Annotated in this window: 20 protein-coding genes and 1 pseudogene; 7 read left to right on the top strand and 14 right to left on the bottom strand. The window is 34.0% G+C overall.

Annotated features, from left to right (window positions below):
- Positions 1-72: 72 nt before the first annotated feature.
- The 4 genes and pseudogenes from G4D61_RS10060 to G4D61_RS10040 form a co-directional block, all read right to left on the bottom strand.
- Positions 73-1,236 (bottom strand): cation:proton antiporter, encoded by a 1,164-nt coding sequence (locus G4D61_RS10060; protein WP_025726921.1) that lies wholly within the window; start codon positions 1,234-1,236, stop codon positions 73-75.
- A 238-nt stretch (positions 1,237-1,474) separates the two neighbouring features.
- A pseudogene (locus G4D61_RS10055) lies at positions 1,475-3,266 on the bottom strand (PDDEXK-like family protein).
- A gap of 161 nt (positions 3,267-3,427) precedes the next feature.
- The gene (locus G4D61_RS10045; RefSeq protein ID WP_025726923.1) at positions 3,428-4,375 is read right to left on the bottom strand and encodes an ABC transporter permease; all 948 of its coding nucleotides are present in this window, start codon (positions 4,373-4,375) and stop codon (positions 3,428-3,430) included.
- Complete coding sequence (locus tag G4D61_RS10040; protein WP_163173853.1) at positions 4,372-5,310, bottom strand: ABC transporter ATP-binding protein; 939 nt, start codon at positions 5,308-5,310, stop codon at positions 4,372-4,374. The genes G4D61_RS10045 and G4D61_RS10040 overlap by 4 nt, the downstream gene beginning before the upstream one ends.
- A 420-nt stretch (positions 5,311-5,730) precedes the next feature.
- Between G4D61_RS10040 and G4D61_RS10035 the strand changes: the two genes are divergently transcribed.
- Positions 5,731-6,066: a hypothetical protein gene (locus G4D61_RS10035; protein WP_163173851.1), complete on the top strand. Its 336-nt coding sequence runs from the start codon at positions 5,731-5,733 to the stop codon at positions 6,064-6,066.
- 64 nt (positions 6,067-6,130) lie between these two features.
- On the opposite strand, the gene cysK is transcribed toward G4D61_RS10035, so the two are convergent.
- The 3 genes from cysK to G4D61_RS10020 all read right to left on the bottom strand — a co-directional run bounded on the left by cysK (position 6,131) and on the right by G4D61_RS10020 (position 8,478).
- Positions 6,131-7,051, bottom strand: coding sequence for a cysteine synthase A (cysK, locus tag G4D61_RS10030; RefSeq protein WP_163173849.1), 921 nt, complete (start codon positions 7,049-7,051; stop codon positions 6,131-6,133).
- A 55-nt stretch (positions 7,052-7,106) separates the two neighbouring features.
- Positions 7,107-8,018, bottom strand: coding sequence for a UDP-N-acetylmuramate dehydrogenase (murB, locus tag G4D61_RS10025; RefSeq protein WP_163173847.1), 912 nt, complete (start codon positions 8,016-8,018; stop codon positions 7,107-7,109).
- Between the two features lie 217 nt (positions 8,019-8,235).
- Positions 8,236-8,478 (bottom strand): YuzB family protein, encoded by a 243-nt coding sequence (locus G4D61_RS10020; protein ID WP_025726929.1) that lies wholly within the window; start codon positions 8,476-8,478, stop codon positions 8,236-8,238.
- A 399-nt stretch (positions 8,479-8,877) separates the two neighbouring features.
- Here G4D61_RS10020 and gnd point away from each other — a divergent pair, with 399 nt between their 5' ends.
- Complete coding sequence (gnd, locus tag G4D61_RS10015; RefSeq protein WP_163173845.1) at positions 8,878-10,290, top strand: NADP-dependent phosphogluconate dehydrogenase; 1,413 nt, start codon at positions 8,878-8,880, stop codon at positions 10,288-10,290.
- Positions 10,291-10,437: 147 nt separating this feature from the next.
- Here gnd and G4D61_RS10010 read toward each other — a convergent pair whose 3' ends face one another.
- From G4D61_RS10010 to G4D61_RS09995, 4 genes are all read right to left on the bottom strand, one after another.
- The gene (locus G4D61_RS10010; RefSeq protein ID WP_025726931.1) at positions 10,438-11,637 is read right to left on the bottom strand and encodes a GTP-binding protein; all 1,200 of its coding nucleotides are present in this window, start codon (positions 11,635-11,637) and stop codon (positions 10,438-10,440) included.
- 146 nt (positions 11,638-11,783) lie between these two features.
- A complete protein-coding gene (gene rpsN, locus G4D61_RS10005) occupies positions 11,784-12,053 on the bottom strand; it encodes a 30S ribosomal protein S14 (protein ID WP_025726932.1) in 270 nt (89 codons plus the stop codon).
- Between the two features lie 195 nt (positions 12,054-12,248).
- On the bottom strand, positions 12,249-12,830 hold the full coding sequence (gene dcd, locus G4D61_RS10000; protein WP_025726933.1) for a dCTP deaminase: 582 nt from the start codon (positions 12,828-12,830) through the stop codon (positions 12,249-12,251).
- A gap of 40 nt (positions 12,831-12,870) precedes the next feature.
- Positions 12,871-13,347, bottom strand: coding sequence for a hypothetical protein (locus G4D61_RS09995; protein ID WP_025726934.1), 477 nt, complete (start codon positions 13,345-13,347; stop codon positions 12,871-12,873).
- A 367-nt stretch (positions 13,348-13,714) separates the two neighbouring features.
- Between G4D61_RS09995 and G4D61_RS09990 the strand changes: the two genes are divergently transcribed.
- From G4D61_RS09990 to G4D61_RS18345, 5 genes are all read left to right on the top strand, one after another.
- Positions 13,715-14,974: a glycosyl hydrolase family 18 protein gene (locus G4D61_RS09990; RefSeq protein WP_025726935.1), complete on the top strand. Its 1,260-nt coding sequence runs from the start codon at positions 13,715-13,717 to the stop codon at positions 14,972-14,974.
- A gap of 275 nt (positions 14,975-15,249) precedes the next feature.
- Positions 15,250-15,846, top strand: coding sequence for a manganese efflux pump MntP (locus tag G4D61_RS09985; RefSeq protein WP_235425203.1), 597 nt, complete (start codon positions 15,250-15,252; stop codon positions 15,844-15,846).
- Positions 15,847-16,060: 214 nt separating this feature from the next.
- Entirely contained in the window at positions 16,061-16,639 is a 579-nt protein-coding gene (locus G4D61_RS09980) for a cadmium resistance transporter (RefSeq protein WP_025726937.1), read from the top strand.
- Positions 16,640-17,215: 576 nt separating this feature from the next.
- Positions 17,216-17,725 carry a hypothetical protein gene (locus G4D61_RS09975; protein ID WP_163173843.1) on the top strand — a complete coding sequence of 170 codons (510 nt, stop codon included), beginning with the start codon at positions 17,216-17,218 and terminating at the stop codon, positions 17,723-17,725.
- A 180-nt stretch (positions 17,726-17,905) separates the two neighbouring features.
- Entirely contained in the window at positions 17,906-18,037 is a 132-nt protein-coding gene (locus tag G4D61_RS18345; protein ID WP_268812508.1) for a hypothetical protein, read from the top strand.
- A 285-nt stretch (positions 18,038-18,322) separates the two neighbouring features.
- Here the strand turns inward: G4D61_RS18345 and G4D61_RS09970 are convergent, their stop codons facing one another.
- The 3 genes from G4D61_RS09970 to desA form a co-directional block, all read right to left on the bottom strand.
- A complete protein-coding gene (locus G4D61_RS09970) occupies positions 18,323-18,922 on the bottom strand; it encodes a response regulator transcription factor (protein ID WP_025726940.1) in 600 nt (199 codons plus the stop codon).
- A gap of 16 nt (positions 18,923-18,938) precedes the next feature.
- Positions 18,939-20,051: a sensor histidine kinase gene (locus tag G4D61_RS09965; RefSeq protein WP_163173841.1), complete on the bottom strand. Its 1,113-nt coding sequence runs from the start codon at positions 20,049-20,051 to the stop codon at positions 18,939-18,941.
- Between the two features lie 88 nt (positions 20,052-20,139).
- Complete coding sequence (desA, locus tag G4D61_RS09960) at positions 20,140-21,192, bottom strand: Delta(5) desaturase DesA (protein WP_025726941.1); 1,053 nt, start codon at positions 21,190-21,192, stop codon at positions 20,140-20,142.
- Positions 21,193-21,458 lie beyond the last annotated feature (266 nt).

Genomic DNA, 21,458 nt, shown 5'->3' with positions numbered 1-21,458 from the left:
AATCAATGACAATGATAAAACAAAAAGCAGTGAAATTCTCATGTGAATCTACACTGCTTTTTGTTACATTTCCTATGAAAATTTACTTATACTTGACTGTTTCTTTGAATTACTAAGCAAGGCTTTTAACATCGGTGGAGTTGCAATGGTGGAAACAATAACAGCAATAATGATTGCTGTAAAATGTTCTTCTGCTAATAAACCAGAGCTTAATCCAATTGCAGCGATAATTAAAGCAACTTCTCCTCTCGAGACCATACCTGCTCCGATAACAAGGGAAGAATGGGTATTAAACCCAGTCAATCTCGCACCTAATCCAGCACCAATAAACTTCGTTACGATTGCAATCAATGACAATCCTATAATGAAAACAATATTATTAGAAAAACCTTTGAATGATACAGAAAGTCCTATACTTACGAAAAATACTGGTACAAAAATGGTATATGCAATTGGATGTAATTTTCTTTCAATTTGTTTTCTAAACTCTGTTTGTGAGATTGCAATACCTGCTGCAAATGCCCCAATGATACCGGAAACACCAAAATATTCCGCTATATAGGCAAAGAAAAAGCAGATGACAACTGCAATACTCATAAGAGGTTCGGTAACTTTTAATAAAGATAGTTTTCTCATAATAAAAGGTACAAATTTCCAACCAAGTAAACCAATAATAATAAAGAACAATATTTTCGTTCCGATTACCATCGTTAAACTGGCATCACTTGTCGTTAAAAAGCTCATAGCAACAGCTAATGCAATAACTACTAGAATATCATCGACTAATGCCGCACCGAGAACTGTCGTACCTTCTCTGCTTTTCAAATATCCTAGTTCTTTAAATGTTTGAACAGAAATACTAACCGATGTAGCAGAAAGTAAAAGCCCGATAAAGAGTGCATGACCTTGGTCCATTCCGAATACTAGCCCTGCAGCATATCCAGCTAACAACGGTAATATAATACCGCCGACGCCAACTGCCATCGATGAATTTCTGTTTTTGTTTAAATCTCCAATATTTGTCTCTAAACCAGCAAGAAACATTAGAAAAAGAACACCTATATGACTAAATGCATCAATCACATCTGAATTTTCTATCCACCCTAACATTGCAGGTCCAATAATGACCCCAATAACCAATTTCCCCAAGACAGACGGCTGCCCTAAACGTACAGCAACATCCCCTGCTAATTTTGTACTACTAATAATAATCGCTAATTGTAAAAATAGCTCCATCATTTCCTCCCTCTAATACCCTAAAAAAACACAAAAAGAGCCTGTCAAATGACAGGCTCCTCCGGGTACTTCTGTATTTATTTAAATATATTATACCATTATTTCTTCATTTTTTCAAGAAGACATCGGAGTCCATAATCATCGCGACCCTAGTCTATTGCCCCAATACATCTAAATAATTTCTGAACTTGATCACAATTGTGAAAATAATGAATATTCTCTTCATCTACTTCACTAATTATTCTAGTTTACAAACCGTCTCATCATAAATGATTTGCAGTTTTTCTAATATATTCTGCAATTCTTTGTTCCCATACAAAATATCAAAAGCATGAATTAAATCAGATTCATTTAATCCTACAATCGATATGGTTTCAGAATAAATACGATTATATTTTGCTTCTACTGTAAGTCCTTTTTTACTAAATTTTATGCCCTTTTCTTTCATACTTTCCATCAACAGGACGCGCTTATCTGCATCGATGGGACCAACCTCTAACGTAAAGAAAAGGGAATCTGAGTTAATATTCATCCAAAATAGAAACGGTCCGTTATCCCACCACCACTTTTCTCTCGTTTCCCCTAATTTCTCTTTGAACGCATCAAACAATGGAATTTTAAAGGAAAGTGTTTTCGAGGATACACGATAATCATTTTCAAGAATATTTTTTGTTCCTACCCATTTTTTAAATGCCTTTTGGACTTGGATCGTCGTTTTTTCTGTTGAAAAATTTTCAATTGTTTTTGTTATCCTATTTTTTACCGAATTTTTATAATTTAACATATCAGCGATTTGCTTACGTAACAAAACAAATTCCGTACTATTATATAAAGCTACCATTGCTTGTGATAGCTCCTCCATATCATCCCACTTATTTACATCAATCTTTTGAGAGAAAAATCGTGTATAACGTGTTTTTTCTAATTTCGAATTTTCTCTAAATGCCAATCCGATTTTTTCCAACTGTTCAAGTAACCAAATACGATGAATATATTCGATAGGTCCCATTTCAGCAATAAGTCGTAAACGACTGTCGTTTGTCTGTTCAAACCAGACAATTAATCCTTTTCCTAGCCAATAATTTGATTCCCGTAGTTTTATAGAGCTAATTGAATTCCATTCTGGTGGTAGTAAATTCGGAGTAGTTGGGTGTGCATCATAAAGAACTTCGCCGCCGAACTGTCGATGAATGAATTGTTCAAAACTATACGATAGAATATTTTTCCCGTGTTTAAAAATATAATTAATCGTATTCTTATACTTCATCATAAATTCAAATTGATATCCAGATTCAAATTGCAACTGCTTATTAAGCTTAGACGTTTCTTCGAATAGTGCATTTATTGTTGGCTTATAATTTCTATATATGTTTATTGCTTGTAATACCTGATCTTGATTTGGATAAAATTTTTCTTTTAATATTTGATTGTAATCTTCGATAAATTTATAAACGTTATCACTCAATTGCTCTTTATATAATATAAGAATTGTATACAGAATCGATTCAATTCGCTCATAAGTCAAAATAAAATATTGTTGATTAGAAGGTTTTTCCCCGTCCAAAGTTAAATAAATTGGAATAATGGTAAAGTTTTTAAATGTATGTTGGATAAAATTCAAATAATCATCCAATTGATTTTTTGATTCCGTCGAATAAAATTTATTTTCAATAAAAAAAATAAATTTAAGTTGCTGATTCACAATAAGTAAATCGATTCTGATCAGTTTTAACTTCTCGATATACGTGACTATCCATTAATGAATGGTTAAGAATTCCACTAACTGTTTCATATTTTGGATTATTACTATTTTCCTCTATTAATATCAAATGTTCTATCATCTTACGTAAAAAATAGTCATGTAAACTATGATTTTCTTTCGGATTTAACAACCAAGCTAAAATATTTGAATGGCGGATTTCATGGTTTTCTAACTTTAAGATTTTTAATGTATTGAATGAATTCACTTGCTGATTAAGTTGTTGAAACGTTGCATCATTTTCTAACTCAAATAAATGTCGAATTTCCATTTATGTTCACTCCGTCTATTTAATAAGTCATCACAAATATTATAGCATCCGCGTTTTATTTATTTAATGGTTACTAATTATACCTTTTCCATTAGAAAAAAGGAGCCTGTTATGACAGGCCCCCTCTGACTTCATTATACACTTCGTATTTTTAAACATCATTAATTGGCGATATCTCGTTTTTGAAAATAAGCAAATGTAATGGCCATAAATACAAGATAATAAATGATTAATGTGACGATTGAAAAGGCGAAATTGACACCGTCTACTAAATGATCTTGATATGCATAGACGGATAAATCCAGATGCGGAAAAATTAAAAATTTCATCCAATGATATTTATTCATTAATAATAATATCACTCCGCCCAATGTATTCATCATAAATAAAACAAAAATTCCAATTCCTACTGCTAGCGCTTGTGTTCTAAATAAAGTTGAAAGCATAAAGGAAATCGCCGTTACGATAATTAAACTTGGTAAATAAAGCCCAAGCTTTAATAAAAATTGTGATCCAGCGTCTTTAATGTCATATCCATTCGTATTGACGGCTGATTCAATGATTTTAGTATGGAAATCACTGTAGCCTAGAAAAATGGAGCCAATAATGAATCCCATGATCGCTAAAATAACTAATAAGATAATCGAATATATCGTGACAGCAATATATTTAGATAATAGTATTTTCCAGCGTGGATGCGGACGTATGATAAGTTGTTTAATCGTTCCATTTGCAAATTCTGCTGCCACGTTTCCGCTGCATACGATGACACTAAACAGGGTGACGAACATACCAAGTGTGATCACAACATCGTTCATAAAATTCCAATTCGTATGGGCATTAGGGTTAATATTATACTTCAAATAGTCTTGATCCTTTTTAATCGATTGTTGGGCATATTGATCATTCGGCTTTTTCTTTAACACTTCTTGATTTGTTTTTATATCCGCCTGAATACTTGTCCGCCAATTTTTATGTTCATCCCCGCCATACATTTTTGTATAAAATATAGCACCGATCAGAATAAAAAGGACAATGAAAATCATATACATCCACGAGCTTTTTCGAGAAAAAATCTTCATCAGCTCATTTTGCACTAGAGCAATCATAATGGATTCACCTCCGTACTTTGATTGGTTAACTCTAGGAATCGGTCTTCTAACGTTTTCTTCACAAAAACAATTTCAAAAACTTTTCTGTCATTCTCTACTAATAGTTTATTCATATCTGCAATTTCATTGTACGTGATTGAAACCGATATTTGTGTTGGGCTAAGGACATTAACAGGGATATTTTTAGCTTCTTTTATTACTTTTTGCGCTTGTTCACTATCATCAGTTGTGAATGTTACTTCCCGCAGTAAGTCCTCCTCTAAGTTAGTCGTTTCATTCATAGATTCAATATGAATTAATTTTCCTTGTTCAATGATTGCATAGCGATCGCACATTAATTCCATCTCGGAAAGCAAGTGTGATGAAATTAAAATCGAGACTCCGTGTTTTGTTAACTCCCGCAAATTTTCACGAAATTCGCGTATTCCTTGAGGATCTAACCCATTTGTGGGCTCATCTAAAATTAATACAGATGGACTATGTAAAATTGCTTGAGCAACACCAAGCCTTTGTCTCATTCCTAATGAATAAGTTTTTACCTTTTGTTTTAAAGCGTGGTCGATTTTCAACAATTTCGCCACTTCATAAATTCTATCATTCGGTAAGTCCTTTTCTGACATCCGTTTATAGTGAAGTAAATTTTTGTAACCGGACATATAATTATAAAATTCGGGGTTTTCAACAATTGCCCCAATTTGGTTCATTGCTTGTGTGTACTTACTATCCAAATTATATCCATTTATTGAAACTTCTCCTGCTGTCTTGTTGATGAGTCCAACAATCATACGGATAATGGTTGTTTTCCCTGCACCATTAGGACCTAATAACCCAAATATCTCTCCTTTCTTTACCTCAAAGCTAACATGATCGACAATCGTCTTTGATTTAATTTTTTTCGTTAAATCTTTGACGGATAAGATAATATTGCTCATAATGCCCTCCCTTTCTTTTTGCTTATACTATTAATACGTTTTCCCTCTAAAAAGGTTTCAAAACGTTTATAAAATTTGTCGTTTTTTTCCAAAGTCATTTTTATCAACATCGTCGCTTTCTTATCGAAAAAAGGAAGATTTGATTTTTGCTTCAGGAAACTCACTTTCCGCGGGCGGATGCTGAGCGTCATTGCGCTTTACAATTTTGGTGTCTCCTCACTTCCTCTTTTCTTGCAGAATTCTCGCTTTTTCCGCTCCAATCAACTTTTTCATATACCGCTGGAACGACAATATCTAAAAATAGATAGTTTCCATTCTAGTTTGGAAATCTCTGAAATAGACTCAAAATCGACTATGTTTAAGCATATTCTTCATAGGAAATTAATAAACTAGTAAAAAATAGTTAATTGAGGGTAGGAAATGAATGGAATTACAATCAAATCGATTTTATTAGGAATAGGTATCATTATTTTAATTTGCCTTTTGATCCATATCCCGAACAAAGGGTATCATAGGGTGACAATCGTAGAAAAATACTATGCTGCGAATCCTAAAAACAATTCAAAAGCGGTAGGCGTTACAACGAAAAAAAAGATTTCTGTTCCTACTAGTACATCTAAACCTTATTGTGCAATGCAATTTAGTAATGGAAAAATACTAGATTTAGATTGTCATACTTATTTAGATTATGAAGTTAAAGAAAAAGTAAAAATTAAATGGAAAGGCAACAAATTAGTCGACATTAGAAGAAAATAAGATCAAGAGCTGTCTCAAACATGAATTGGCAATTTTTGAAGAAAATGAGACAGCTCTCACTGTATTATTCTAAAAATAAATCAGACGACAAATACCGCTCACCTGTGTCAGGGGCAATACATAATACGTTCGCATCTTTAGGAAGCTTTTTTGCCATTTTCACTGCAAAAAATGCCGAGGCAGCACCTGAAGCTCCTACTAAAATTCCCTCTTTTCTTCCTAACTCCAAAGCCATTTCGTGGGCCTCTTCATCTTTAATTAACAAGATTTCATCATAAATATGTTGATTTAAAATCGAAGGAATAAATCCTGGCCCTGTGCCAGGAATATTATGAGGGCCTGGCTTTCCTCCTGAAAGAACAGGAGAACCAGCTGGCTCTACAACATAAATCTTTAAATTCGGCATGCGCTTTTTCAGTTCTTCACCAACACCTGTCACCGTACCGCCTGTACCAGCAGTTAATATGAGGGCATCAAGCTTGCCTTCGAAAGCCTCTTCGATTTCTACGGCAGTTGTTTTTCGATGGGCATCCGCATTTGCAGGGTTATCAAATTGCATCGGGATAAAGCTATCTTTTATGTCTTTCGCAATTTCATACGCCTCATCAATTGATCCTTTCATCCTTTTACTAAAAGGCGTAAGATGGACTTCCGCTCCATAAGCCTTTAATAATCGTACTCTTTCAACAGTAGCATTGTCAGGCATTGTAATAATACAGCGGTATCCCTTTGCCGCACATACCATTGCAAGGCCAATTCCCGTATTCCCTGATGTTGGTTCGATAATAACGCTTTTACCAGGTTGGATTTTTCCTTCCTTTTCAGCTTGAAGAATCATATTTATTGCTGCTCTATCTTTGATGCTTCCACCTGGATTAAAAGACTCTAATTTCATATAAATAGAAGCGCTCTCCTCGTCTGACACATTGTTTAATTTCACAATTGGTGTGTTTCCGATTACATCTAATACTGATTGATAATACATAAACGAAACCTCCTTTTCATCCTCTTGCCTAACTTAATAGCAAGCCGATTTTGTATTAGTCTTCGCCGATAATTTTTACTTCCGTTTCTAAATCAACGTCAAATTTTTCTTTTACTGTCCGTTGTACATACTTAATTAAATTCATATAATCAGTAGCCGTTCCATGATCTACATTTACCATAAAGCCAGCATGTTTTGTTGATACTTGAACACCGCCAATTTGCTTTCCTTGCAATCCGCTGTCTTGAATTAATTTACCAGCAAAATATCCTGGCGGCCTTTTAAACACACTTCCACAAGACGGATATTCAAGTGGCTGTTTCGATTCCCTAAGATAGGTCAATTCATCCATTTTTTCTTTTATTTTATTTACATCTCCGGGCTGTAAACTAAATGTCCCTTCAAGTACAATATAATGATGCTTTGCAATCGCGCTTGAGCGGTAACTAAATTCAAAATCACTCTTTTCCATACGTAACAGTTCACCAGTACTTGTTAGCACAAGTGCACTTGTCAACACATCTTTAACCTCACCGCCATAAGCTCCTGCATTCATAAACAAAGCTCCACCGACTGATCCGGGAATCCCACAAGCAAATTCGAGACCCGTAAGATGTTGTTTTAAAGCATACCTAGAGACATCAATAATTGCAGCACCACTTTGAGCAATGATATCATTGCCTTCATGATAGATCTGACTTAGCTTCGTTAATATTAAGACAATTCCTCTAATCCCACCATCTTTTATAATAAGATTAGAGCCATTTCCTAATATGGTGTATGGAATATTTTTTTTCACTGCATATTGAACTGTCTTTTTCACTTCTTCGTATGTAGTCGGGAATACTAAAAAGTCCGCATTTCCGCCTGTTTTTGTAAACGTATATTTGCTTAAAGGCGCATTTTCAAATACTTGGCTTGGATTGATCAAGTCCGATAATTCTTGATAAACAGTTGATTCAACCATTTTTTTCTCCTTTTTCTCGTTGTTATAACATTTTCTCTTTACGTACATGTTACTATCACTTTTACACTATCATATAAATAAAAAATAAAGTGATCCATGTTAACCACATTTTTAACAATTGAATAGAAATGGATGCGATACTTTTTCGTCAATATGATCCACTCAATACACCATTATAATATATTAACGGTAAAGGAACGAGTACATTTTTTCATCCTTATACATTTGCTAATTCAATTTCAATTTGCTCTTTAATTTTTTTTACGCATTCGTCAATCGTTTTCGCAAATATCTTTTTGCCATTGACAATCGCAAAAGGACTATACGTACAAGTTCCACACGCCATTAAGCATTCATTCATAATAACTGCTACTTCTGGATATTGGGATTCTAATTCTTTTTCAATATCAATCGCATTGATAAGACTTCCTTCACAAATTTCCACAATGACAATACCCAATCCCAATCCCTCCTTTAAAACAAAAATGTTGAGTCCTTAATGTCAATATATCTAAAACCACACAGGTCATATACTCACTTGACATGTTCACATATTAAACATGTATATACCAAGATTAACATAAACAATCCGGCACAATTATTCTATTTTAAACCTTTTTCTCAAATAGAACACACCCATTATTATACTGAATCATTACAAAAATGAATAATGATTGAAATCAAAAATCATTTATATGCACTGAGAAAGAAAATTTTTTTCATATTTAAAGCTTTTTCATTTATAAATGGAATAAAACTTGGTACAATAAAGAAAAACTTCCAATAAATATGCATACCGAATAAAATATTGCATATGGTGAAGTTGTTTTTACATAATTTTAACTAATGAGGTGGCTACATGAGTAAACAACAAATCGGTGTTATCGGTTTAGCGGTAATGGGCAAAAATCTTGCTATGAATATCGAAAGCCGTGGCTACACTGTATCCGTTTTTAACCGTTCTCGTCAAAAGACAGATGAAATGCTAAGTGAAACAGCAGGTAAAAATATTGTTGGATATTATACTCTTGAAGAGTTTGTTCAATCTCTAGAATCACCGCGTAAAATTTTATTAATGGTTAAAGCTGGAAAACCAACAGACGCAACGATTGAACAATTAAAACCATTGCTTGATAAAGGTGATATCGTCATTGACGGTGGTAACACATTCTTCCAAGATACGATTCGCCGCAACAAAGAATTAAGTGAACTTGGCATCCATTTCATCGGTACGGGTGTTTCTGGCGGTGAAGAAGGCGCGCTAAAAGGTCCTTCAATTATGCCTGGTGGACAAAAAGAAGCTTATGATTTAGTTGCTCCAATCTTTAAAGATATCGCTGCAAAAGTTGATGGAGATCCATGTACAACTTATATTGGACCAGATGGTGCTGGACACTATGTAAAAATGGTGCATAATGGCATTGAATATGGCGATATGCAGCTTATTTCTGAGTCTTACTTCTTATTAAAAAATATTTTAGGACTTAATGCACAAGAATTACATGAAGTATTTTCTGAATGGAACAAAGGTGAATTAGACAGTTATCTAATTGAAATTACTGCCGATATTTTCACTAAAAATGATCCTGAAACAGGAAAACCACTTGTTGATGTTATCCTTGATACTGCGGGTCAAAAAGGAACTGGTAAATGGACAAGCCAAAGCGCACTTGACTTAGGTGTTCCACTTCCATTAATTACAGAGTCTGTTTTTGCTCGTTTTATTTCTGCATTGAAAGATGAACGCGTCGCTGCAAGCAAGCTCCTTAAAGGTCCTAGCGCAGCTGCATTTACTGGAGATAAAAAAGCATTTATCGAATTAGTTCGTAAAGCATTATATATGAGTAAAATTTGCTCATACGCTCAAGGTTTTGCGCAAATGCGTGTAGCTTCTGAAGAATATAATTGGGATTTAAATTACGGCGAAATTGCGATGATTTTCCGTGGCGGCTGTATCATCCGTGCCCAATTCCTACAAAAAATTAAAGATGCTTACGATCGTGATGCAAATCTTAAAAATCTTTTACTTGATCCGTACTTTAAAGAAATTGTAGAAAGCTACCAAGATGCACTTCGTGAAATCGTAACTACAGCTGTTAAAAATGGTGTACCTGTACCAACCTTATCTGCTGCACTTGCATACTATGACAGCTATCGTTCTGAAACGTTGCCAGCTAACCTATTACAAGCACAACGTGATTATTTTGGTGCACATACTTATCAACGTGTTGATAAAGAAGGCATTTTCCACACAGAATGGCTAGAAAAATAATCATCAAGCATTATAAAACTAAAACAAACCCTACCTTGTTAAAAGGTAGGGTTTGTTTGTTAGCGGCTGTTCATTTACCAATTTTAATCCTCGTTTCTATAAACTTAGAAAGAACTGTAACTAGCACTTGTTTCAACTTTGTTCTATTTAATATTGGTAACTGATTGTCCAATGAAATGGATCTGGAAGCCGATTCCAATCTTCATTCATCTCCTCATATGTCAAAAGGCACTCATCCAATTCTTTTTCGATTTCTTCCCGATCTAAATCCAGTCCAATAAAAACAAGGCGAGTATTTCGATCCCCGTATTCAGGGTCCCAACTGTCTAAAACATTGGGATTGTCACGAAAAATCCGTCTTTGCTGTTCTTCCGGCAAGGCAGCGACCCAATAAGATAATGGCTGAATGGATATACTTGAACCCGCTTGCTCCACTAATAATGCAAACGAATTTCTCGTTGCGCACCATGCAAAACCTTTTGCCCGAACAACATTATAAGGTAACCGTTCAGTCATCCATCTATGAAAGCGCATTGAATGGAATGGTAAACGACGGTTATAGACAAAAGAGGATATCCCGTACTCATCCGTTTCTGGTGTATGTTGATCAGCACCTAACTCTAATTCTTTTATCCAGCCAGCAGAACGGCTTGCTTGCTCAAAATCAAATAAACCAGTATTTAGAATTTCCTCTGGATTAACTTTACCATGCTCCGTTTTGATGATCTTCGCACTCGGCTGAAGTATCCGTAAAACACGTTCAATCATTTCAATTTCATTCTTCTCAAGCAAGTCACACTTATTTAAAATTAAAACATTGCAAAATTCAATTTGATCAATCAATAAATCTGCAATCTCACGTTCATCTTGTTCAGAAATGCCTTGCTGCCTATCCACCAATGATTGACCAGAGTTATAATCACTCCAAAAACGGTTGGCATCTACAACGGTAACCATCGTATCTAGCTTTGTCCGCTCTGATAAATCAATGTTCAAATCTGGATCGTAATAAGTGAATGTTTGGGCAACAGGCACTGGTTCGCTGATGCCGGATGATTCGATTAATATATAATCAATCCCTTCTATCCGCGATAATTTATCAATTTCAATCAGCAAATCTTCTCGTAATGTACAGCAAATGCAGCCGTTGGACATTTCTACTAATTTTTCATCCGTTCGCGTGAAACCTCCTTCTTTTATTAGTTCTGCATCAATATTTACCTCACTCATATCGTTTACAACGACCGCAACTTTAAAGCCATGGTCACTGTTTAAAAGATGATTTAACAAAGTTGTTTTTCCGGATCCTAAATATCCTGACAAAACAGTTACTGGGATTTTTTTCATTTACTCCATCTCCTATTTCAAATCGTAACGATTACGATTTTATTGATATAACGATGTTACGATGATCCTCAAATAACGTCTGTTGCATGTAATCGTTCTTTTCAGCATTCATTAATTCAATTAGTATGTTACACGCTATTTAAATTCTACCAACTCGACTTTTTAACACCCGGTATTTGTCCTTTATGTGCTAATTCACGAAATGCAATCCGTGACATTTCAAATTTTCGTAAATAACCATGCGGACGCCCTGTTAAGCGGCAACGATTATGTACACGAGTCGGAGAAGAATCACGCGGAAGCTTACTTAGTCCGATATAATCCCCTTTTGCTTTAAGCTCTCTACGTAACTCTGCATATTTTTCGACAAGAGCCTGCTGTTTTAAATGTTTAGCTATTTTTGATTTTTTAGCCATGCTATTTCCTCCTTTAATAAATCGTAATGATTACGATTTAAATTATATAATATTTTCTATGAAAATACAAGAAGACTACATTATTGATGAAACTTCAATCCAGTTCCCACATTGGAATGTTGTTCACGCTTGAACTAATCATTAGGGATGTCGTTTCTTCTTTTTCAAAACAGTTATTAAGCAATGTCTATTTTTCTAATCAAAGATACTAAGTTTTGAACAATTCATTTGTTTATTAGAACAAGGTTCAGCATCATGCTCTAAATAAATACGGCTTTCAGTTGCCCCCCACTGTCCTGAATATTTGCCTTTATATGGGGATGCATCCTGATCTAGTTCAGCAATGACAAGTTGGCAAATCCTTCTGCCTGCTTCTAATGTGATCGGAACACAATTTGCATTAAACAATTCTAATGTGATCGTTCCACAAAATCCGGGATCGATCCATCCGGCATTTTGAACAAAGAGACCAAGCCGTCCAATTGAACTTCTTCCTTCTACAAAAGCCGTTATATTATTTGCTAATTGAATCGATTCCACCGTAGTTGCTAGTAAAAATGTTTGCGGAGGAATGGTGATGCTCTTTTCCTTCATTTTCATATATGTTGCAGGTTCATTAAGTGATATATGTGAAGTACGATACTTATCCAATATCAAAAAGTGGTCACCTAACCGCAGATCAATTGACGCTGGTTGAACTTGAGAGGCAGCAAATGGATCAATGACTAACTTTCCTAACTCAATCTTTTGTTTAATCCCTTTATCAGATAGAATCATGTTCTCCTCCTACTATTTACTTTAAAATCGTTGCTATCGGTCAGCATAGTTTCGAACGTTTCTTTATATTATTTAAATACTGCGTAATCAATGGCAATAATGTTTCAGCCTCTTCAGCATTTATATAGGCATTAAAGCTAATATCACTAAAAATCAAATTTTTCTCCTGATCGATGGTATATCGATTCATTCTAAAAATATTTGCTTGATCATAAAATACTTCGAAAATATCACGATAATCCCCATATTGTTGATCATTGATGAGTGTGTAGCCGTTAATCCCTAATCTTCTTTGATTAAATTCATCTATAGGTGCTTTTAACGGTAGGCCATCTTTTGATTTCAGACGTTGAACATAGTCTCCCAACTCCCCTAATACAATTTCTAATGACTCTATATCCATCTCTTCAGCTCGGTCATTAATGATCTTCATCTGTAAGTCTTCCTTATTAAAGACAATTCTCCATTGCTGATCAGTGAGATTGGCAAGAATCTCTTTTATAGTATGTTCCCACATTTCTAACATCCTCCCTTTATTGATAGGTATCATTCGTAATGTGTGCTAACAGGGTAAACAACTTAATATAATAATAGAAATAGCAATTTTCATCTGGCCTATGATTAATATTACATCTCCTTTCTTTAAAACGAAATGATTACGATTTATAATAACGAAACAACTTGAAAATGACAACCCCCTTTTCAATAGAAAGTTGCCAAGAAAACATAAATATTAGGTTTTCACCTTTACAGCATGCTTCTTCTTTACAATTTCCCAAAAATCATAATCATTACGATTTATTTGTTATAATCATTTCTCTTTTTCATATAAATATTTAATATAGACCAAAATTTAAGATAGAGTATCACAAAAGGAGGAGAAAATGAAAGATAGCTACGAATATATTCGGATTACATTACCGTATCATTTCATTAAATATACTTGTATATACGTTTTCCTCATTACGATTATTGTCATAGCAATACCTAGTATTTTAGTGACCTCTTTTTCTAGTATTAGTGTCCACTATGATCATACAAATAATGATACTAATGCTGTTCGTCATAAAGCGATGACTGCTGATCCATCTAAACAGTCTCCTTCAACAAAAACTGCAGCAGGAAGCAGCAAGCCTCCGTCAATGCAAAATACAGAGAAAAAAAGCGCAGCAGCTAATCAACAGAATGATTCTACTACTAATAATAATGAATCAATTTCATTAGGATGGATTGTAGGGAATGGATATATATATAATCAATTAAATAATTATAAAAAACTTAATACTGTTTCACCGACATTCGCAACGATCGATAAAAACTATCAAGTAAAGTTTGACTTAAATACTTCCACAATGAATACTTTAAAATCGGAACATAAGAAATCTTGGGGACGTTTAATTATTGATAATGATAATAAAACGAATGTCCATTCATTCCTTTCTAATGCAAAAAATACTGAGAATATCATTAATTCAGTTTACACCCAAGCTTCTCGCCAACATATAGACGGCATTAATCTCGATATTGAAAACGTGGATAGCAATGATAGGACATTATTTTCAGCATTTGTAAAAAATCTATCTACTAAATTATCTCAGGCAAATATATCACTAAGTATCGATTTACCAGCCGATCCTAAAGGGAATCTTAACAGTGCAAGCGGATTCGATCATAAACTGCTTGCAACATATTGTGATTATATTATTTTTATGGGCTATGATCTCCATTGGTCTTCCGATCCAGTTCCAGGACCAGTTACATCGCTGAACTGGTTAGAATCTACCGTTCAAGAATTTATTAAGACGGGAATTCCTGCCAAAAAAATTATTTTAGGTCTTCCCGCCTATACTAGAATTTGGAAAGAGAATAGTAGCGGAAAAGTTGTGAGCGACCCTGCATTATCCCTTTCCTACGTACAGCAATTAGTTACTCAAAATCATCGCTCGCTACAATGGAAAAAAGATCTTGGAGAATACTACATTTCTTATCCAGCAAACGGTTTACAATATAAAATTTGGATGCCAACCGCAAAAACGTTTAATACATTTTTAAGCTTAGTACCAAAATATCATTTGGCAGGATCTGCAGTATGGGACTTAAATCTAATGCCTTCTAACTATTGGAATCAAATCTATGCTAATTAAAGAGCATACAAAATGTTCGTATAACATCATTTAGTCTAACTTGCTCGGTGGCAGCATCCTGTACAGTTCAGGAAAATGGACACCGAGCCTTTTATCATAATCACGCTTTCAGTTGAGGATGGGAATTTTCTCTATTTGAACAATTGCAAAACATTCGTCTTTAATCCGATTTGGATGCAATTAATGGATAAACACCTTTTCATTCAAAATTAGATATTGGTAGGATGCGAATAGATTCCTTCTTCCATAAGATAGTTGTTAAGGATGTCTTCAACATGAGTTTAGAGGAGGAGTTTATTCAATTGGAATGGCTCAACTATTTTATCATCATCAATTTGATTGGAATAAGTACAAATTTAGATAATACTGGTGTTGGTATTGCCTATGGAATGAAATATTTTCGTATCCCTTTTTGGTTCAATGGCATAATTAATTTGATTGGTTTCTTTTATACAATTGTCGGTGCACTTTTCGGTTCTGTTATTTTACAATTTATTTCGGCAAAAGAAACTGGACTCATCTCTTGTTGTATACTATGTTGTCTCGGAATATTCACCATTTATAACGGTTCATTCGGTTTCATATTTGGAGAACATAAGTCTGAAGTAAAAATCCAACAACCTAGAATACAGCATGCTATTATCCTTGGCTTTTCTCTTTCGCTCACCAACATTGTTGGCGGACTTGGCGCAGCAGTCGCATATAAGTCGATCATTTGGCTGATGATCATTAGCATTACTATTTGGGGATATATTACCATCTGGATAGGAAATATAATCGGAAATACGATATTCGCTAAAGTGTTGGGGAAATATTCTTTCCTTGTTGCTGGGCTTATGTTTATCATAATCGGATTGAAACAGTTATTTTAGCCATTTCGTCTTCCCTTTATCTTCCACTGATCCTGCATTAAACTATGCCCATCTATCACAACACCAAGATTTTAAGCATACGCATTTAACCAACTATATATAAATATAATGGAATGGATACTTTTATGTTAATAAGGGGGACGAGGCTTTTGATGAAACAGGCATATATGGGAATCTATATGAAAAATAAGCATAAAGGAATCATTTTTAAAGAATGGTAATGCTTGTTGCAACTTCAATTATATTATTCATGGCAACAAATATTGACGATCTCTTCTTTTTAATGACGTGGTTTTCTCAAGCAAAAACAACTGAACAAAAGCTTTGTATTGCAGGCGGACAGTACCTTGGCTTTCTTCTCCTCCTAATTACGAGCATGCTAGGTGCTTTTGGAACATTTCTTATACAAAAGGAATGGGTGGGGCTATTAGGATTGCTTCCTATCTATATTGGCATCAAATCACTTATAATGTTGTATCGGTCACGATCAGAACAGATAAATGTGGTTGGTTGGCTCTTAAAAACCGCCGCTATTACATTTGCAAATGGCAGTGACAATATTGGTGTCTACATTCCGTATTTTTCGACTAATAGCCTAGAAAATCTGATGTTGATACTCTTTATGTTCCTTGCATTAGTAGCAGTTTGGTGTTATATAGGCAATTTATTAAGCAACCAGCCATTCATTGCTCAAATATTAGAGCGCAATGGTCACATAATTGTTCCAATCATGTTAATTCTACTAGGTGTTTATATTTTAATAAAACAAGGAACAGTCTATTATATTTTTTAAAGTTTCGTACCCCACAGTTGCTTATATCCTCCTCATAACTTACTTTATTTCCCTTATGTATAAATTTGGTCTTTTTTTAAAAACTAGTATAAAACCCGTAGGTGAATATATGACTAGTTCTATATTTTTCTTTACACTCGTTTTGCTGATCATAATATTTTGTTCTTATAAGAAAAGACTTCATATTTTTGAAATCTGCTTTATATGGATGACGGTTTGGCTCATTACACATTCGGTTTCAAGTATTCTTATTATAAATTTAAAGTTAATGGATTTACCAAATCAACTTAATGCATTTTGGGTTCAGTTTTTTAAACGAGTACTTTTGTATCCCCTTGTTATTGTTGTCTGTTTTGATGTATACATAAGATGTAAACATGCTTCTTTAAAGATCATCCTTTTTATTTCTACTATTCTTCTTCTTTCTATAGTTGAATTTTTATTTATCCACTTAGGGGTCCAAATTAATAAAAAGTTCAACTTCTATGAGGCAGTAGCGGAATGGACCTTCACATTGTTACTTGCATACTTTCCATGGATTTGGTACCGAAAAAAACGGCTTATGAGGTAAAAAATATGCTCCTTTACTTTCCAAACAAATTTGATGAAAATGAATGGACAATCCTTATTGCAATTCTATTCAATTTGTTAATTCTCATACTTCTGCCTAAAAAAATTCCAAAAGAAATTACGCCACTAATTGCTTTACTTAGTATCTCTTATCCTAAAATAATGGATCATTCAATGGCTGTTAAGCCATATAACTTATACAACTTAACTGATTCAGGAAAATATGAACTTTTTGATTTAGCTTTATACGCTGTTTATCCTGCTTTCGGGTATTTATTCGTTTATTTTTTAGAATATGTAAACGTTAGTAGAGTTTTGTTAGTCGTATATATAGTTGCATGGTCGATAATAGGGGTTGCTGTAGAATATTTATTTGTTATCTTGCATGTATTTATTTATACTGGCTGGAAATTAATCTACTCTTTGCCAATTTACCTTATTGTCATCGCAATCACTTATGTATTCTATCAAATTGCTACTTATTATCACAAAAAGGAAAGCAATAACCAAAGTTAGTGAAAACACAATCAGTTTTCCTGTCCCCAAAATACATGATAATAGATTTTCTCATATGTTAACATTTACATATTAACACGATCTGAATTATTCGTATATTTAAAATTTAATCTATTTTTAATCTAATTTTAATATTTCGCTGGTATTATAGTAAAAAGCTCTACAAAGGAGGCAGATAATATGTTATGGCTCATCCGTTTTATTCCAGTTGCATTTTTTAGTTTAACGGCATTATCTCTCGTTACTTTCCAGTCACTTGAAATTGTTCATGCATTTTTTGATATTATTTCAAATAAAACTGATGTAAAATAATTCTTTCCTTTGCTAAGAGCATCCGTGAATGACCCCTCTCAAATTGAGGAGGGGGATTTAACATGTTTCTTTTCTCCGGTGTACAAGTTTGCTATCAAACATTGCCTTCAACTTTTTTTTCCTAGTCTAATTGTTAATCACCCTCCATTTCGTTAATGTACATCATTAATTTCTCCTTCGACAAACACAGAAATAAACTTCATTTTCTCAACAAAAAACAGATACATTTCCGAAAACATTAAACAGAATAATTTTTTCATTTAGTTTTGTTGCTTTAATTTCGGATTATTTATACCATCCTTTTTCTTTAAAGATAGAAATGGCTGCAATACGGTTGCTAACGCCTAATTTATTAAAAATCACGGAAACATAGTTACGCACTGTTCCAGTTGTAATATACATTTCACTGGCAATTTCTTTTGTGTTTTTTCCTTCTGCAATCATCCGAAGCACTTCTATTTCCCGCTCAGTTAAAGGATTTTCCTCTTCATAAACCATATCAACAAGCTCAGGTGCATAAATTCTTCGGCCATTCATAATACTGCGGATCGAATTTGCCAGTTCATCACTAGGACTATCCTTTAATAAATAACCGCTCACACCGGCTTTTCTCGCACGTTCAAAATATCCTGGACGAGCAAATGTTGTTAAAATGATCACTTTACAAGCACAATCTTCCAGTTCTTCAGCTACATCTAAACCGCTTTTTAATGGCATTTCAATATCCATTACACAAATATCAGGCTGAACATGTTTGACGAGAGACAATGCTTCTTCCCCATTGCTTGCCTTCCCGATAACCTCCATATCATCCTCCATATCGAGAAGAGCTCCCAGTGCCCCCAGCAGCATGCCTTGATCTTCTGCAATAACAATTCTTATCATCCTCAAACCTCCTATTCTACTTTTTAATGACCTTAGGTACTTTAATCAATAGACTCATTCCTCTATCAGATTGAATATCTAGCATACCGTTTACAAAATCCAGTCGTTCCCGCATACCTTTAAGCCCATTTCCTTGCTGAAATGATTCTTTCTCAATTCCGATCCCATTATCCACAATTTTCATCAGCCATTCAGTTTGTGAATCTTCAATATAAAGTTTGCAAGAAGTTGCCTTACTATGTTTGACAATATTATTGATTGATTCCTTTAAACACATGCTAAGTACATTTTCAACTATATGGGGAATTTGTTCCGTCCCCACTTCCTTCGTGTAAGTGAAATCAATTTGAGCAGCCTTTAATATTTGCTTGATACGAATAATTTCATCTCCCAGTTTTTTTCCGCGCATGTTTGAAACCAACTCCCGCATTTCAGTTAGTGCAGTACGGGCGGTTTTCCGAATATCTTTAATTTCTTGGGAGACTAATTTTGGTTTACTATCAACTAACTTTCCAGCTAACTCACTCTTTAATACAATTAACGATAATTTCTGCCCTAACACATCATGTAAATCACGTGCAATCCGATTTCTCTCTTCAAACTTTACCAACTCAGCAATTCTCTCATTCGCATCTTTGAGCTGTTGTTCAAGTTTTTCCTGTTTGTGACGGTTATATGTGTTCAAAGGCAGAAGAATGACACCAATCACACAAATTAAAATAAACGGCAATTGTGTAATAAATATCTTATTTTGAAAGAAAAAACCTAGACTAACAGCTGTAATAGTTGCCACTAAATGAACTGTATATAAAGTAATAAAACCTGCCCTATTTTGAACATTCCCAATAAACAAGGCTAGAAAAATAGAAAAATAAATATATCCGAATAGATAAGTCATCGCTACACACAAAACAATTTGAAATGATACAAGGACATAGACTAGCCATCCTTTAAAAATAAATGACAAGCGATAACACGTAATAAAAAGCATAATCATAAAAATACCAGCTACAATATTAAATATTGATGACGATTTGAGAATATAGTAAAAAGGAAGAATACAGAAGATAATCCATACATACGGTGTTAAACCCGTGAATCTCGGAAATATTTTATTAAAATAATGCATTGAATACTCCTTTATGTTGATTATTTTCAGTATATAACGTCTAAAGGCAAAAAACCATTCATGAATATGGAATGGTCTTTAATCAATATTAATTTTTTTGAAGCTTTACATACGCTTTCTTTTGCTTTACTCTTGATTTTTCCTTTTTTATAGAAGGATAAATGTCCTTAAAGCTTACAAATGTTTTATTTTCTTCGTCAAATAAACGAAAACGCAATGAATGTAAGCTCGTTCCCAATGTGATCGTTGTTGCCTTTTGTAATGGCGGCGTTGAATTATGCGCCTTTTCCAAGTTGTAATTTGGAATTCTCGGTGCTAAGTGGTGTACATGATGAAAACCGATATTTCCTGTTACCCATTGCAATATTTTCGGCAACTTATAATAGGAGCTGCCATCGACAGCCGCTTTTACAAAATCCCATTTGTTTTCATTTTCAAAATATGAATCTTCAAATTGATGTTGAACATAAAACAGCCAAATGCCTAGTGAACCAGCTACAAATAAAATTGGTGCTTGAATCAAGAGGAATGCTTTCCACCCTATTGCCCAGCATAGCAAAAGACTAATGACAACAATCGAAATATTCGTCAAATACGTATTGAAGCGTTCTTTGCGATTTGCTCCTTTTCGATTTATACGGTTGGATATGAGAAATAAAAACAATGGTCCCAGGCCAAACAGTACAATTGGATTACGATAAAGGCGATAGCCTAATCTTCCCCAAAACGATGCGGCAACATATTCATTAACCGTCATGACCCAAACATCGCCTGTTCCCCTTTTATCTAAATTATTACTAGTAGCATGATGAATAGCATGGCTTCTTTTCCATTTCTCAAATGGGAACATCGTAATAATTCCACTAATGGTCCCAATGATTTGGTTAGCTTTTTTATTTTTAAAAAATGATCCGTGACAACAATCATGAAAAATAATAAACATTCGAATAACAAATCCAGATGCAACAATGGCAAACACTAAAGTTAGCAAATAGGAAACCGATAAACTTATATATGCCGCAAACCATAACAAGAAAAATGGAACGGCTGTATTAATCATTTGGCGAATGCTTTTCTTTCGGTTTGAACGCTCGAACGAAGCAACATTTTTTCTTAACTCAGCAATTTTTTGATTACGCATGTGTGCCTCCTGACAAATCATGATTAAGACAAAATACGATATCTTTGCCTTTCTTACCATCATTTTAAAAGATGGCCACCATGAATAATAGACATAAATGTCAAGTAGGATAGATGACAAATGTCATATAGTCAACATAGCTATTCAAATTAAGTCAGCATGTATAAAAAAAACGGGTATTGAAACCCGTTTCAAATGATGGAATATTGTATATTTTAATGGTAAATAAACTTTTTCTTTTAAGTTATTCGGTTTCTTCCCAACTC

Source organism: Heyndrickxia ginsengihumi (genome assembly GCF_011008565.1).
GTDB classification, from domain to species: domain Bacteria; phylum Bacillota; class Bacilli; order Bacillales; family Bacillaceae_C; genus Weizmannia; species Weizmannia ginsengihumi.
Note: the sequence above shows the minus strand (reverse complement) of the source record. Positions and strands in the feature narration are given on the sequence as shown.

Excerpts from the sequence above, each read along its gene's own strand:
- G4D61_RS10060 (WP_025726921.1), bottom strand. The coding sequence starts at position 1,236 with ATGGAGCTATTTTTACAATTAGCGATTATTATTAGTAGTACAAAATTA.
- G4D61_RS10045 (WP_025726923.1), bottom strand. The coding sequence starts at position 4,375 with ATGATTGCTCTAGTGCAAAATGAGCTGATGAAGATTTTTTCTCGAAAA.
- G4D61_RS10040 (WP_163173853.1), bottom strand. The coding sequence starts at position 5,310 with ATGAGCAATATTATCTTATCCGTCAAAGATTTAACGAAAAAAATTAAA.
- G4D61_RS10035 (WP_163173851.1), top strand. The coding sequence starts at position 5,731 with ATGAATGGAATTACAATCAAATCGATTTTATTAGGAATAGGTATCATT.
- cysK (WP_163173849.1), bottom strand. The coding sequence starts at position 7,051 with ATGTATTATCAATCAGTATTAGATGTAATCGGAAACACACCAATTGTG.
- murB (WP_163173847.1), bottom strand. The coding sequence starts at position 8,018 with ATGGTTGAATCAACTGTTTATCAAGAATTATCGGACTTGATCAATCCA.
- gnd (WP_163173845.1), top strand. The coding sequence starts at position 8,878 with ATGAGTAAACAACAAATCGGTGTTATCGGTTTAGCGGTAATGGGCAAA.
- G4D61_RS10010 (WP_025726931.1), bottom strand. The coding sequence starts at position 11,637 with ATGAAAAAAATCCCAGTAACTGTTTTGTCAGGATATTTAGGATCCGGA.
- rpsN (WP_025726932.1), bottom strand. The coding sequence starts at position 12,053 with ATGGCTAAAAAATCAAAAATAGCTAAACATTTAAAACAGCAGGCTCTT.
- dcd (WP_025726933.1), bottom strand. The coding sequence starts at position 12,830 with ATGATTCTATCTGATAAAGGGATTAAACAAAAGATTGAGTTAGGAAAG.
- G4D61_RS09995 (WP_025726934.1), bottom strand. The coding sequence starts at position 13,347 with ATGTGGGAACATACTATAAAAGAGATTCTTGCCAATCTCACTGATCAG.
- G4D61_RS09990 (WP_025726935.1), top strand. The coding sequence starts at position 13,715 with ATGAAAGATAGCTACGAATATATTCGGATTACATTACCGTATCATTTC.
- G4D61_RS09985 (WP_235425203.1), top strand. The coding sequence starts at position 15,250 with ATGAGTTTAGAGGAGGAGTTTATTCAATTGGAATGGCTCAACTATTTT.
- G4D61_RS09980 (WP_025726937.1), top strand. The coding sequence starts at position 16,061 with ATGGTAATGCTTGTTGCAACTTCAATTATATTATTCATGGCAACAAAT.
- G4D61_RS09975 (WP_163173843.1), top strand. The coding sequence starts at position 17,216 with ATGCTCCTTTACTTTCCAAACAAATTTGATGAAAATGAATGGACAATC.
- G4D61_RS18345 (WP_268812508.1), top strand. The coding sequence starts at position 17,906 with ATGTTATGGCTCATCCGTTTTATTCCAGTTGCATTTTTTAGTTTAACG.
- G4D61_RS09970 (WP_025726940.1), bottom strand. The coding sequence starts at position 18,922 with ATGATAAGAATTGTTATTGCAGAAGATCAAGGCATGCTGCTGGGGGCA.
- G4D61_RS09965 (WP_163173841.1), bottom strand. The coding sequence starts at position 20,051 with ATGCATTATTTTAATAAAATATTTCCGAGATTCACGGGTTTAACACCG.
- desA (WP_025726941.1), bottom strand. The coding sequence starts at position 21,192 with ATGCGTAATCAAAAAATTGCTGAGTTAAGAAAAAATGTTGCTTCGTTC.